At 72.8% G+C, this 13,386-nt stretch carries 13 protein-coding genes; 9 read left to right on the top strand and 4 right to left on the bottom strand.

Annotated features, from left to right (window positions below; genetic code table 11):
• Nucleotides 1–11: 11 nt before the first annotated feature.
• Nucleotides 12–887 carry a 1,4-dihydroxy-2-naphthoate polyprenyltransferase gene (locus VGD70_RS24235; RefSeq protein WP_331085097.1) on the bottom strand — a complete coding sequence of 292 codons (876 nt, stop codon included), beginning with the start codon at nt 885–887 and terminating at the stop codon, nt 12–14.
• 78 nt (nt 888–965) lie between these two features.
• Here VGD70_RS24235 and VGD70_RS24240 point away from each other — a divergent pair, with 78 nt between their 5' ends.
• Nucleotides 966–2,183, top strand: coding sequence for a glycosyltransferase 87 family protein (locus tag VGD70_RS24240; protein WP_331085099.1), 1,218 nt, complete (start codon nt 966–968; stop codon nt 2,181–2,183).
• Here VGD70_RS24240 and VGD70_RS24245 read toward each other — a convergent pair.
• Complete coding sequence (locus VGD70_RS24245) at nt 2,147–3,355, bottom strand: hypothetical protein (RefSeq protein WP_331085101.1); 1,209 nt, start codon at nt 3,353–3,355, stop codon at nt 2,147–2,149. The genes VGD70_RS24240 and VGD70_RS24245 overlap by 37 nt on opposite strands.
• 220 nt (nt 3,356–3,575) lie before the next feature.
• Here VGD70_RS24245 and VGD70_RS24250 point away from each other — a divergent pair, with 220 nt between their 5' ends.
• Nucleotides 3,576–3,968 carry a hypothetical protein gene (locus VGD70_RS24250; protein ID WP_331085102.1) on the top strand — a complete coding sequence of 131 codons (393 nt, stop codon included), beginning with the start codon at nt 3,576–3,578 and terminating at the stop codon, nt 3,966–3,968.
• On the opposite strand, the gene menE is transcribed toward VGD70_RS24250, so the two are convergent.
• A complete protein-coding gene (gene menE / locus VGD70_RS24255; RefSeq protein ID WP_331085136.1) occupies nt 3,916–5,082 on the bottom strand; it encodes an o-succinylbenzoate--CoA ligase in 1,167 nt (388 codons plus the stop codon). The genes VGD70_RS24250 and menE overlap by 53 nt on opposite strands.
• A 37-nt stretch (nt 5,083–5,119) precedes the next feature.
• Between menE and VGD70_RS24260 the strand changes: the two genes are divergently transcribed.
• Nucleotides 5,120–5,998, top strand: coding sequence for an arylamine N-acetyltransferase family protein (locus tag VGD70_RS24260; RefSeq protein WP_331085104.1), 879 nt, complete (start codon nt 5,120–5,122; stop codon nt 5,996–5,998).
• Nucleotides 5,999–6,006: 8 nt separating this feature from the next.
• Here VGD70_RS24260 and VGD70_RS24265 read toward each other — a convergent pair whose 3' ends face one another.
• Nucleotides 6,007–6,930, bottom strand: coding sequence for a 1,4-dihydroxy-2-naphthoyl-CoA synthase (locus VGD70_RS24265; RefSeq protein ID WP_414638041.1), 924 nt, complete (start codon nt 6,928–6,930; stop codon nt 6,007–6,009).
• A 50-nt stretch (nt 6,931–6,980) separates the two neighbouring features.
• On the opposite strand from VGD70_RS24265, the gene VGD70_RS24270 reads away from it, so the two are divergent.
• From VGD70_RS24270 to paaA, 6 genes are all read left to right on the top strand, one after another.
• Nucleotides 6,981–8,165, top strand: coding sequence for a hypothetical protein (locus VGD70_RS24270; RefSeq protein ID WP_331085108.1), 1,185 nt, complete (start codon nt 6,981–6,983; stop codon nt 8,163–8,165).
• Nucleotides 8,162–9,847, top strand: coding sequence for a 2-succinyl-5-enolpyruvyl-6-hydroxy-3-cyclohexene-1-carboxylic-acid synthase (gene menD / locus VGD70_RS24275; protein WP_331085110.1), 1,686 nt, complete (start codon nt 8,162–8,164; stop codon nt 9,845–9,847). The genes VGD70_RS24270 and menD overlap by 4 nt, the downstream gene beginning before the upstream one ends.
• Nucleotides 9,848–9,912: 65 nt before the next feature.
• Complete coding sequence (glf, locus tag VGD70_RS24280) at nt 9,913–11,103, top strand: UDP-galactopyranose mutase (protein WP_331085113.1); 1,191 nt, start codon at nt 9,913–9,915, stop codon at nt 11,101–11,103.
• Between the two features lie 165 nt (nt 11,104–11,268).
• On the top strand, nt 11,269–11,715 hold the full coding sequence (locus tag VGD70_RS24285) for a DUF3592 domain-containing protein (protein ID WP_331085115.1): 447 nt from the start codon (nt 11,269–11,271) through the stop codon (nt 11,713–11,715).
• Between the two features lie 122 nt (nt 11,716–11,837).
• Entirely contained in the window at nt 11,838–12,596 is a 759-nt protein-coding gene (locus tag VGD70_RS24290; RefSeq protein ID WP_331085117.1) for an NPP1 family protein, read from the top strand.
• 161 nt (nt 12,597–12,757) lie between these two features.
• Nucleotides 12,758–13,386: 1,2-phenylacetyl-CoA epoxidase subunit PaaA (paaA, locus tag VGD70_RS24295; RefSeq protein ID WP_331085119.1), on the top strand; the 629-nt coding region annotated here is incomplete at its 3' end.

A 13,386-nucleotide genomic window follows, 5' to 3' on the forward strand; every position in this document is an offset into this window, starting at 1 on the left:
TGAACCACGGCCTAGCTGAAGCCGAGGGCCGCGCCCGCGAACACGGCCCACGCTAGCATCGCCATCGCGGTGTCGCGTAGCACCGGGATCAGCGCCATGCCGTCCCTGCCGCGCGCCACGATGCGCACCGCCGGTAGGAGCAGCACGGCGGCCAGCAGCGCGATCAGCAGCCACGGGTTCGCGAGCGCCGCCAGCAGGGTCACGACGAACGGCACCGTGACGAGTCCGAAGTAGAGTGTCCGGGTGCGACGGTCGCCGAGGCGGACGGCCAGGGTGCGCTTGCCCGTCTCCGCGTCCGTCGGGACGTCGCGCAGGTTGTTGGCCACCAGCACCGCCGCCGAGAACGCGCCCAGCGCCACCGCGCCGGCCACCCCCGGCCACGTCACCGTCGCGGCCTGCACGTACAGCGTCCCCAGCACGGCCACCAGTCCGAAGAAGACGAACACCGCCGCCTCGCCCCAGCCCGAGTAGCCGTACGGGCGCGACCCTCCCGTGTAGAACCACGCACCCGCGATGCACGCCGCCCCGACCGCGAGCAGCCACCAGTGCCCGGTCAGCGCCACGAGCGCCAGGCCCGCCACCCCGGCGACCACGAAGCACGCGACCGCCGCGACCCGCACCGACGCCGGCGTCGCGACCCCGGAGCCGACCAGCCGCAACGGGCCCACGCGGGCGGCGTCGGTGCCGCGGATCCCGTCGGAGTAGTCGTTGGCGTAGTTGACCCCGACCTGCAACGCCAGCGCGACCACCAGCGCGAGCAGCGACGCCCACCAGCTGAACCGGTCGATCGCCCCGGCCGCGCCGGCGCCGACGATCACCGGGGCCACCGAGTTCGGCAGCGTCCGGACCCGCGCCCCCTCGATCCACTCTGTCGTTGTTGCGGCCATGCGCCCATCTTGCTCGACGCGAACGACGGCACGCCCGGCGCCTGGCCTACGCTCCCCCCGGGACCGGGAGGGGGCGCGGTGGCCGGGATCTCGATGACGCGGCGCACGTCGGCCGTCGTCGCGGTGGGGCTGCTCGTCGTCGTCGCGGCGGCGCTCGTCCTCTTCGTCGACTTCGACAACTTCATCGACCTGCGCGTCTACCGGGCCGGCGGCCGCGCCTGGCTCGACGGGTACACCCTCTACAGCAACGAGTTCGTCCGCCGCTCCGGCGTGGGCCTGCCGTTCACCTACCCGCCGGTCTCGGCGATGCTGTTCACGACGGTCGCGGTCATCCCGTTCGGCGTGGCCATCGCGCTCGTCACCGTGGCCTCGCTCGCCGCCCTCGCCGGCACGGCGGCGATCGTCGTGCGGCGGCCGCGACTGGCCATCCTGGCCGCGGTCGCCGGCGGCCTGCTGCTCGAGCCGGTCCGCCAGACGCTCAGCTTCGGCCAGATCAACCTGCTGCTCATGGTCCTCGTGGTCGCCGACTGCCTCCTGCCGCGCACCTGGTGGCCCCGCGGCCTGCTGATCGGCATCGCGGCGGCGGTGAAGCTGACCCCGGCCGTGTTCGTCCTCTTCTTCCTCGCCCGCGGGCAGTGGCGCCCGGTCCTCGCCGCGCTGGCCGGGTTCGCCGCCGCCACGGCGGTCGCGTGGGTCGCCTCCCCTGGCGCCATTTCCGCGTACCTGTCCACGGTGATCGAGGACCCGGGCCGGATCGGCGGCCTGACCTACGCGGGAAACCAGTCGCTCAACGGCTTCTGGCACCGCCTCGACCTGGGCGACACGGCCACGAAGGTCCTGTGGCTCGGCTCGGCGGCGGTCGTCGTCGCGCTCGGCTGGCGGGCCGTGCGGGCCAGCCGCGAGGCCGGCGACGACCTGGGCGCGCTGGTCGCGGCGGCCGCCGTCGGGCTGCTGGTGTCGCCGGTTTCCTGGTCGCACCACTGGGTCTGGGTGGCGGTGGCGGCGATCTGGGTGGTGCGGCGGCTGCGCGAGTGGCACCTGCCGGCCCAGCTCGCCGCGGTGGCCGGGCTGCTGCTGTTCGTCACGCCGCCGCACTGGCTGCTGCCCAGGCAGCACAACCGCGAGCGCCACTGGGCGCTGTGGCAGCACGTCCTGGGCAACGACTACGTGTGGTGCGCCCTCGCGCTGCTGGTCGTGCTGGCGGCCACCGGTTTCCGGCGCGGCCCGCCGGGGCCCGGGCCCCGGCGCGCCGCCGCGGGTCAGCAGCCGGGTGCCGAGCCGCCCCCGGAGACGTAGGCCGCCGCGACGAACTTGCCGGCGGCCAGCCGGTACCAGACGTTGGACGTGCCCTGCGAGCCCGAGACCTGCTGGCCCGTGGTCCTGCACTCGACCCGCACCTGGGCGTTGTTGGCCGCCATCCCGACGACCGCGCCGGTGGTGGTGGTGGCGTTGCGCACGTTGAGCGGGTCGCGGGCGGTTTTGACGACGCCGGCCGGGTCCGAGCCGGTCCACTGGTAGGTCACGGTCACCCACGAGTTGTCGGTGAGCTTGAGGCCGTCCCAGAAGGTGCCGTCGGCGAGGTCGATGCCGGCGGGGTTGGCGACCTGCCGGCCGAACTGGTCCTTGCCGCCGTTGTAGCCGTCCTGGTACGCGGCCTGCGACTCGGGCTTGCCCTGCGGGAGGTCCTTCCATTCCTGCCGCACGCTCGGCGGGCTCCAGTAGTCGTCGCGGGTGTTCCAGGGGCCGACGTCCCAGACGGGCGCCCACTCGCAGCGGCCGTTGCTCGCGCAGACGCGGACGCTGTAGTCGCCGGCCCCGTTGCCGGCCAGGCCACGCCGCGAGGGCAGCGCGACGAAGTGGTCCCGCGAGGTGATCACGTGGCCGTTGGCGGTGGTGCCGCCGACGAGGCCCTCGCGGGTGGCGAACACCCGGTAGCTCAGCCCCGCGTCGGCCGCGTGCACCGGGCCGGAGGGTGGCTTCCCGGTCGCCGACGGCGTGATCGTCAACGCCCGCAGCTCGGGCGAGGCGACCCCGTCCGGCGCGGTGAGCATCGCGCGGACCTCGACGTCCCGGGCCGCGGTGGGCAGGACGGCCGGTGCGCCGGGACGGATCTCGGTCCACTCGGTCCACTGCCCGTCGCGGAGCCGCCCGCGGACGTCGACCGCGAGCTCGGCACCCGCCGGGACGGTGCTCTCGACCGTGGCGTCGAAGGTGTCGGCCGCGGTGGCGAGCCGTCCGAGCGGGTAGACCGCGATGCCGGTCCGCAGCGAGGACTCGGTGCTGGCCGCCCGGTTGGCCGCCGTCCCCAACCGGACGGCGGGCCCGGTCGTCACGTTGGTACTGCCGCCGCCCGGCCGGGCGAGGTCGACGCGGTGCGCCGGCGCCGGCTCGGCCCCCGCCGGGGCGAACCCGACGACTGGTGCCGCGACGAGGGCGGCGACCAGCAGGAAGTGTCGGCTGGACTTCATGATCGTCCTTTCGGCGGCACACGGAGCGGCCGACGAACCGCTGCAGGGTCGCGTGCCGTTGGCGCCCAGAGCCAAGACGCCGGCTGGTGACCTGTCAACCGAAAGTTCTCGCGTGTCGGGGAAGAATCACCGATCGAGACGTCCCGACCCGGTGGCAGGTTCCGGCCGGGGAGCGGCCATCCGGGAGGGGTCCCGCCGCCGAGGCCTTAGCGTTGCGCGCATGGTGGACAAGCGGCCCGGAGCCCTCCTCAACGCAGTCGTCGCGATCTTCCTGCAGGCGCTGCTCAACGCGTTCGCCGGCGCGCTCGTGCTCTGGGGCGCCGCCCAGGACGTCGGCCACGGGCGGGAGGTGCCCGGCATCGTCTACCTGCTCGGCTACCTCTCGTTCCTCATCACCGTCGTGCTCGTGGTCTCCGGGGTGCTCCTGCTCCGCCGCGTCGCGTGGGCCCGCGTCCCCGTCGCGGTGATCGAGGTCATCGGCATCATCAGCGGGCTCGTGACGCTGGCCCAGGGCGCGCCGGCGGGCGTGGCCAACCTGGCGCTCGGCGTGCTCGTCCTGGTCAGCCTCTTCCGGGCCGAGACGACCGCGTGGCTGAACCCTCGGCTGTTCTGAGCAGCTCGCGCACGGCCGACCGGTCGACCTTTCCCGGGCCGCGCGACGGAAGCGTGTCGGCGAACCGGACGAGCTTGGGCACCGCCGGGCCACCGAGCGCGGCCCGCACCGCGGCCTGCAGGTCGGCCACCGCGGGGGCGGGGCCGGCCGGCACGATCGCGGCCGCCACGAGCTGACCCCACTCGGCCGAGGGCAGGTCGACCACGCACGCCTCGGCCACGCCCGGCTGCGCGGTGAGCACCGCCTCGACCGCGCCGGGTGCCACCTTCACCCCGCCGGTGTTGATCATGAAGTCGGCCCGGCCGAGGAGCGCCAGCGAGCCGTCGGCCCGCAGCTCGCCCAGGTCGGTGGTCCGGAACCAGCCGGCCACGAAGGCCGCCGCGGTCTCCTCCGGCGCCAGCCGGTAGCCGCTCGCGAGCATCGGCCCGGACAGCTCGACCAGGCCGTCGCGCAGCCGCACCCCGACGCCGTCGAGCGGGAAGCCGTCGTACACGCAGCCCCCCGCGGTCTCCGACATCCCGTACGTCGTGACGACCTTGACCCCGGCCTCGCGCGCCCGCGCCAGCAGCGGCGCCGGCGTGGCCGCGCCGCCGAGCAGCACCGCGTCGAACGACCGCAGCGCCTCGAGGTCCGCGGAGCGGCCGGGCGAGAGGAGCCGGGTCAGCTGGGTCGGGACGAGCGAGGTGTAGCGCGGGCCCCCGCCGAGCCGCGCGACCGCGTCGGCAAACGGTTGCGTGCCCAGGACCACCGGCTCGGCACCCGCCAGCAGCGACCGGACGATCACCTGGATGCCCGCGATGTGCTGCGGTGGCAACGCGAGCAGCCACCGCCCCGGCCCGCCGAGCCGCGCGTGCGTCGACCCCGCCGACGCTCGCAACGCCGACGCCGCCAGCAGCACGCCCTTGGCCTCCCCGGTGGACCCCGACGTCGCGACGACCACCGCGGTCCCCGGCTCGGCCGGCCGCTCCGGCGCCATCCGCTCGCGCAGCCGCGCGAGCCGCGGGTCACCCGCCGACAGCGGCAGCACGGCCGGCCCGGAGCCGTCGAGGGCCGCCCGCAGCGCGTCGACCAACGAGCCGACGCTCGACGGCCCGGCCAGCACGATCTCCCGCATGCCGTCGATTGTCGTACCCCTCACCTACAGTCGTGCCATGACCTGGCTCGCACCGCTGGACGCCGGCCTGCGTGACCGGTACTTACGCAGGCTCGGCCTGCCCGGGCCGCCGCCGGTCGGCGTCGAGGCGCTGTTCGCGGTCCACCGGGCGCAGGTCGAGCGCATCCCGTACGAGTCGGTCTGGATCTGGCTCGGCGAGCGGCGCACCATCGCGCCGCTGCACTCCGTGCGGCACGTCACCGGCGGCCGGGGTGGCTACTGCTACCACCTCAACGGCGCCATGGCCACGCTGCTCGGCTGGCTCGGCTTCGACGTGCGCTGGCACGTCGGCGGCGTGCAGGGTGCACCCGACAGCGAGGTCGGCGCCACCGGCAACCACCTCGCGCTCACCGTCGACGGCCTGCCCACCGACGCCAACCCGGGCGGCCGCTGGTTCGTCGACGCCGGGCTGGGCGACGGCCCGCACGAGCCGATGCCGCTCGTCGAGGGCGAGCACCGGCAGGGCCCGTTCACCTACGCGCTGGCGCCGAGCGTGGCCGTCGACGGCGGCTGGCGCTTCCACGCCGACCCGCGGATGTCCTTGGTGGGCATGGACTTCGCGCCCGGGGACGCCGAGCAGCAGGCCTTCGAGGCCAAGCACCGGTTCCTGCAGTCCCATCCGGACTCGGGCTTCGTGCGGGTCCTCACGGCCTTCCGGCGCCACGCCACCGGCGTCGACGCCTTACGTGGCCGGGTGCTGACACGGCAGGACGAGGAGGGAGACACCACGACCGACCTCACCACCAGGCGCGACTGGTACGCCGCCCTCGCGGACGTCTTCGGCCTCCCGCTGTCCGATGTGGACGACGAGCGCCGGGAACGCCTGTGGCGCAAGGTCGACACCGCGCACGAGGCGTGGCTCGCCACCGCTCGGTAGCAGGCCGCTCAGTAGTAGTGCGGGAACGGGGACCAGTCCGGGTCGCGCTTCTCGAGGAACGCGTCGCGGCCCTCCACGGCCTCGTCGGTCATGTAGGCCAGCCGCGTCGTCTCGCCGGCGAACAGCTGCTGGCCCACCAGGCCGTCGTCGATGAGGTTGAACGCGTACTTGAGCATGCGGCGTGCGGTGGGTGACTTGCCGTTGATCTCGGTCGCCCACTCCAGCGCGGTCGCCTCGAGGTCGGCGTGCGGCACCACGGCGTTCACCGCGCCCATCCGGTGCATGTCCTCCGCCGAGTACGCCCGGCCCAGGAAGAACACCTCGCGCGCGAGCTTCTGCCCGATCTGGCGCGCGAGGTAGGCCGAGCCGTACCCGCCGTCGAAGCTGCCCACGTCCGCGTCGGTCTGCTTGAACCGCGCGTGCTCGGCACTGGCCAGGGTCAGGTCGCACGTCACGTGCAGGCTGTGCCCGCCACCCGCGGCCCAGCCCGGCACGACGGCGATCACGACCTTCGGCATGAACCGGATGAGTCGCTGGCACTCCAGGATGTGCAGGCGCCCCGCCCGGGCCGGGTCCACGGACTCGGCGGAGTCGCCGGACGCGTACTGGTACCCCGTCCGCCCGCGAATCCGCTGGTCGCCGCCAGAGCAGAACGCCCACCCGCCGTCCCGGGGTGACGGGCCGTTCCCCGTCAGCAACACGCACCCCACATCGGGTGACATCCGGGCGTGGTCGAGGGCCCGGTAGAGCTCGTCGACGGTGTGCGGGCGGAAGGCGTTGCGCACCTCCGGCCGGTCGAACGCGATGCGCACCGCCCCGGTGTGAACGGCCCGGTGGTAGGTGATGTCGGTGAAGTCGAACCCCTCGACGGCACGCCACGCGTCAGGGTCGAACAGCGAGGAAACGGTCGGCTCAGCCACGCCCGGGAGCATATGGGCACAGCGTTCGCGGGTTGTCAGGCCGCCGTGCCAAGCTGGGCGCCATGCAGGATGTCGAGACGTTGGTGGAGGAGCTCGCCGAGCGTGACGACGCCGGGCTGGTGGTCGCCGCGTGCTGGTACGACGTGTCCGGCGACCGCCCCGGCTACCTCATGTCGCAGCTCGACGTGCAGAACTTCCTCTGGCTCACGCTGCCCCAGCTCCTCCGCGAGCCCCCGGACGACCTGCCCGCGATGCCGCCGTGGCGCGACGTCGTCGAGCGGGCCGCCTGGTTCTTCGACCAGCTCGACCAGCCGCGATACGCCGACATCTGCCGCGGCGAGCGCACCGCCGAGATCATCGAGGCGGCCGGGGACGAGATCGGCTGCTTCGAGCTCTACGCGCACGCCACGCTCGAGTCCGGCCTCATGCCGCCCGCCGACATGCGCGTCAGCTGGACCGACGACCCCGGCCCGCGCGAGATGGCCCTGTTCGACGCCATCACCCGCGCCCTCGAGCGGGCCATCGTCGCCGGCGAGCTCGACCCGGCCGACGAGGAGCGGCGGCTCGGCGTCGCCGTCGCGGTACTGGACCAGTCGCCCGACGGCCACCACGACACGCTCGGCAACCTGATGTTCGCCGAGCGGATGGAGCACTGGCGCGACCACTGCGGCAGCCAGACCATGCGTGAGCTGCTGGTCCGCACCACCCCCGACTTCACCCGGCCCTCCGGTCTCGACGCCGACCTCCTGATGCCGGCCGCCCGGCCGCTCGGCAAGGTGCTCGGCGAGCTCGGTGCCGGCCCGGCCCCGCTGCGCGAGCTCGCGCGGAGGTTCGGCCTGCTCGAGACCGTCGACGGCGAGCTGCGGCGCACCGACGACGGCGACCGCGCCCTCGCCCACCCGGTGATGATCTTCGAGGCCATGTGCACCGGGCTGCTCGACGGCCCCGACCGGATCGCCCGGCAGGCCGCCGCGCCGCTGTTCGCGATGCTGCTGCTCGCCGACGAGGTCGACGTCGACATGATGGTCGACCGGATCGGCGTGGTCCTCTACGAGCTGGGCTGGCGCAGCGACGCCCGCGACGAGCCGATGCCGGCCGACACCGTGCGCGCCGCCGTCGTCGACCTGCTGCGGGACCTCGAGACCGTGGGTGCCACGCAGAACGGCGAGCGGCTCACGCCGTTCGGCCGCGAGCTCATCCACGGCGCCATCCGCATGCGGGCGATGCAAGGGGGCAGTGTGGAGTGAACCCGTCCACCGCGCAGGCGAGCGTCATCGTCGACGAGCTCATCCGCAACGACGTGCCGCACGTGGTCCTCACCCCGGGCTCGCGCAACGCGGCGCTGGCCATGGCGCTGGCCGAGGCCGCCGAGGCCGGCCGGCTCACCCTCCATGTCCGGATCGACGAGCGCGCGGCGGCGTTCCTCGCGCTGGGCCTCGCGCGGGGCAGCGGCCGCCCGGTCGCCATCGTGTGCACCTCGGGCACCGCGGCCGCCAACCTGCACCCGGCGGTCCTCGAGGCGTACCACTCGGGCGTCGGCCTGCTCACGATCACCGCCGACCGGCCGCCGGAGCTGCACGGCACGGGCGCCAACCAGACCATCGACCAGCGCGGGCTGTTCGGCCCGGCCGCGGTCGCCGTCGAGTTCCCCGTGGCCGAGCGGCGCGAGGGGCAGAACCAGGTGTGGCGCGGGCTGGTCTGCCGGGCCGTCGCGCAGGCCGAGCACGGCCGGCCGGTGCAGGTCAACGTGCCGTTCCGGGAGCCGCTGGTGCCCACGTTCGAGCCACGCTGGCCCGACTCCCTCGACGGCCGGCCGCAGGGCCGGCGCTGGACCACGTCGGCCGCGCCGATGACCATCGCCGGCAGCCGGGTCGACTTCCGCCTGCCGCCCCGCACGCTCGTGGTCTTCGGCAGCGGCCGCGCCGACCGCGCGCAGGCGGCGGCCACGGTCGCCGCGACGGCCGGGTGGCCCGCGGTGGCCGAGCCGTCCGGCCAGGCCGCCGCGCTGGCGGGTGGTGCGGCGGTCCTGCGTTGCGGTGCGCTGCTGCTGTCGACGGGGGAGCTGCCCCCGGCGCTGCGCCCGGACGCGGTCGTGGTCGTCGGCCGGCCCACCCTGTCCCGCGGGGTCCGCGGGCTCATGGGCCGGGCGCCGGTCTACGGCATCGGCGACCATCCACAGTGGACAGACCCGCAGTACGTGGCGACGCACGTCCGCGGCTGGCTCGACCTCGACGACATGGCGCAGGTGGACGGTATGGACACCGACTGGCTCCCGGCGTGGCGTCACGCCGACGCGGGTGCCGCCGCCGCGGTCGACAAGCTCCTCGGCGAGGAGCCCTGGCCCACGGGCCTGCAGGTCGCCGCCGAGGTGGTGGCCGCGCTGCCGCCCGACGCCACCCTGTTCCTGGGCTCCTCCAACCCGGTTCGCGACGTCGACCTGGTGGCCGAGCCTCGCTCGGACCTGCGGGTGTACGCCAACCGCGGCGTGGCCGGCATCGACGGCAACGTGTCCACCGCCGCCGGTGTCGCCCTGGCCGAGGGCGGCCCGGCCTACGCGCTGATCGGCGACCTCACCCTGCTGCACGATCTCAACGGCCTGCTGATCGGCCCGCCGGAGCAGCGCCCGAACCTCACCGTGGTCGTGCACAACGACGACGGCGGCGGGATCTTCACGCTGCTGGAGCAGGGTGCCGCCGAGTACCAGCACACCTTCGAGCGCGTGTTCGGCACCCCGCACGGCGCCGACCTGGCCGCCCTGTGCGCCGGCTACCGCGTGCCGCACACCCTCGTCACGGACCGCGAGGACCTCAACGCCGCCCTGCGCCCGGCGAAGGGCCTGCGCGTGGTCGAGATCCGCTCGAACCGCGCCCTGCTGCGCGACCTGCACGCCCGCCTACGCGCCACGGTCACCGAGGCCACCCTGCGCTGACCGCCGGAGGAGTCCGCGGGGACCACTCCTCCTCTGTGGAACGAGCACTCGGTACTGTCCCGCGGGTGAGTCTCACGGGATTTGACCTCGTCGTCGTCGGTTCTGGCTTCTTCGGTCTGACGGTGGCGGAACGTGTGGCAAGTCAGCAGGGCAAGCGCGTCCTGGTGATCGAGCGCCGTGCGCACCTGGGCGGCAATGCCTACTCCGAGCTCGAGCCCGAGACGGGTATCGAGATCCACAAGTACGGCGCGCACCTGTTTCACACCTCGAACAAGCGCGTGTGGGACTACGTCACCCAGTTCACCGAGTTCACCGGCTACCAGCACCGGGTGTTTTCGATCTACCGGGGAAATGTCTACTCCTTCCCGCCGAACCTGGGTTCGATGTCGCAGTTCTTCGGGCGAACGCTCTCTCCGGCCGCCGCGCAGGACCTGATCGCCGAGCAGGCCGGCGAGGTCGACGGCGAGAGCGCCACCAACTTCGAGGACAAGGCCATCTCCCTGGTCGGCCGGCCGCTGTATGAGGCGTTCTTCAAGGGCTATACCGCGAAGCAGTGGCAGACGGATCCCAAAAACCTCCCCGGTGCCACGGTCACCCGCCTGCCGATCCGGTACACGTTCAACAACCGGTACTTCAAGGACACCTACGAAGGCCTGCCCGTCGACGGGTACACCGCCTGGCTCAACCGGATGGCCGATCACCCGGCCATCGAGATCCGCCTGGACACCGACTTCTTCGACGTCCGCGACGACATCCCGGCCAGCACGCCCGTGATCTACACCGGGCCCCTCGACCGCTACTTCGACTACAGCGAAGGCTGGCTGGGCTGGCGCACGCTGGACTTCGAACAGGAAGTCCTGCGGGACCGCGGTGACTTCCAGGGCACCCCCGTCATGAACTACGCCGACGAGGCTGTCCCCTTCACCCGGATTCACGAGTTCCGGCACTTCCACCCGGAACGGGCATACCCCCAGGACAAGACCGTCATCGTGCGGGAGTTCTCCCGGTCCGCGGAGAAGAACGACGAACCGTACTACCCGATCAACACCCCCGAAGACCGGGAGATGCTCGGCCGGTACCGCGCGCTCGCCACGAAAGAGGCCACAGAGCGGAATGTTCTCTTCGGCGGACGGCTCGGGACCTACCAGTACCTCGACATGCACATGGCGATCGGGTCGGCGCTGAGCATGTACGACAACAAGATCGCACCGTTCTTCACGGAAGGCCGCCCTCTCGACGGTTCCATGGAGAACTGACCGGCCGGGACCTCGCCGGACCGGCAGGCCGGACCGCGCGCCGCAGCCGTGAACCGAACGGGACCGGGCCTCCCGCCGCCGTCGTGGGAGGCCCGGTCCGGCTGGCACGTGGCGCTTCGTGACGGCTCCGGCCGGGCGCCGCGGGCCGGCGGCTAGGCTCGATGCGTGGTTGTGCAGGTGACCTACGCCCCGGCGGAGCGCCGGCGGCTGATCCGGCGGATCGCCGCGCGTGCCCTGCTCGCCCTGGGCGCCATCGTCACCTTCCTCGCCGTGGTGTTCGTGGTCGCCGCGTGGACCGAGGACGTCTCGATCGACAGGGACATCGGCTACGCCAACGCCGAGGTCGTCTCCGCCTCGTTCACCCGGACCCTCGTGCGCTTCTACACCCCGGACGGCGCGGAGCACATCCCGCAGACCGGCGTGCTGTACCCGGCGGGGCTCAAGCAGGGCAACGTCGTCGAGGTCGAGTACAAGCAGGACAACCCGGAGCTGGTGCGGGTGGCCGGGCGCGGTGCGGTCGTCACCCTGCTGCCGGTCGGGTTGACGGTGCTAGGCGTGTGGGCCGTGCTGATCCCGTCGATGTGGTGGCTGCGGCGCCGCGCTGCCTCCTAGTCGGCGCTGCCTAATCGGCGCGCTTTCCGGTCATCGATTGTTCGTCCGTTCGTCGGTCGTGCTGTGCGTGGTTGGTGATTTACAGTCAGTCACGTCGTGCCGATTCGATCGAAAGGCCTGAGATGTCGGGGAAGCTTTCGTTCGCCGTACGTGCGGTGCTCGGTGCCGCCGTGCTGATGGTCGCCGTACCTGCCGTCGCGTGGGCGGACCCGCCCACCGCGCTGCCGACCAGCGTCACCGAGCCGGACGGGAAGTGGCAGCCGGCCTTCGACTACGACGGGGACGGCTGCTACCCCACGCCGGCGATCGGCCCGGACGGGACGCTGAACCCGGGCCTGAACAACTCCGGCGCCCTCAACGGGAACTGCCATGACCAGTCCGACCTGGACAACACCAACTCCTACGCCCGGTCCAAGTGCAACAACGGCTGGTGTGCCTACCTCTACGACCTGTACTTCGAGAAGGACCAGGCCGTCCCGGGCTGGGACTGCTGCGGGCACCGGCACGACATCGAGCACGTCGTGGTGTGGGTCTCCAACGACCAGGCGGAGTACGTGTCCGTCTCCGCGCACGGCAACTACTCGACCTACCCCCGGTCCCAGGTCGGCTGGGAGGGCACGCACGCGAAGGTCATCTACCACAAGGACGGCGCCAGCACGCACTGCTTCCGGCTGGCGGGCATGACCGAGGTGCCAGAGAACCACTACGGCACCTGGCAGTACCCGGACCTGGTGAGCTGGAACAACTTCCCGCCCGGCATCCGGGACCGGCTCGTCAACGCCGACTTCGGCAGCGCGAGCCTGGCCATCAAGGACAGCGCGTTCGCCGACAACCTCACCAAGGCCAAGCCGGCCGGCATCCCGTTCAACCCCAACGGCTGACCGCCACACCGGGGTGTCCCCGCGCGGGACACCCCGGTGTCGTCAGCCCGGTGTCCGGCGCGGGTCATGCGCGGGTCGTGCGCGGTCGCCTGCGGGAGGCTCAAGCCCTACCGGTTGTGACACCTATCGGAAAATCTCGGGTTCACATGTAACATCGGCGCGTGGACCTGGAGCAGGAGTTCGACCGGATCGTCGGGGCCGGGCAGCGCGTCGAGCCGCGGGACTGGATGCCCGACGGCTACCGCCGCACGCTCGTGCGGCAGATCGCGCAGCACGCGCACTCCGAGATCATCGGGATGCAGCCCGAGGCCAACTGGATCAGCCGCGCGCCCTCGCTGCGCCGCAAGGCGATCCTGCTGGCCAAGGTGCAGGACGAGGCCGGGCACGGCCTGTACCTGTACGCGGCCACCGAGACGCTCGGCGCCGACCGCGAGGACCTCACCACCAAGCTCGTCGAGGGCCGGCAGAAGTACTCCTCGATCTTCAACTACCCCACGCTCAACTTCGCCGACGTCGGCGTCGTCGGCTGGCTCGTCGACGGCGCGGCCATCGTCAACCAGGTCCCGCTCTGCCGCACGTCCTACGGGCCCTACGCCCGCGCGATGATCCGCATCTGCAAGGAGGAGTCCTTCCACCAGCGCCAGGGCTACGAGCTGCTGATGACGATGATGCGCGGCACCGAGGCCCAGCGGCGCATGGTCCAGGACGCGGTCGACCGGTGGTGGTGGCCGTCGCTGATGATGTTCGGGCCGTCGGACGAGGCGTCGTCCAACACCGCGCAGTCGATGGC

Source organism: Actinophytocola sp., assembly GCF_036402745.1.
In the GTDB taxonomy this organism is placed as follows: domain Bacteria; phylum Actinomycetota; class Actinomycetes; order Mycobacteriales; family Pseudonocardiaceae; genus Actinophytocola.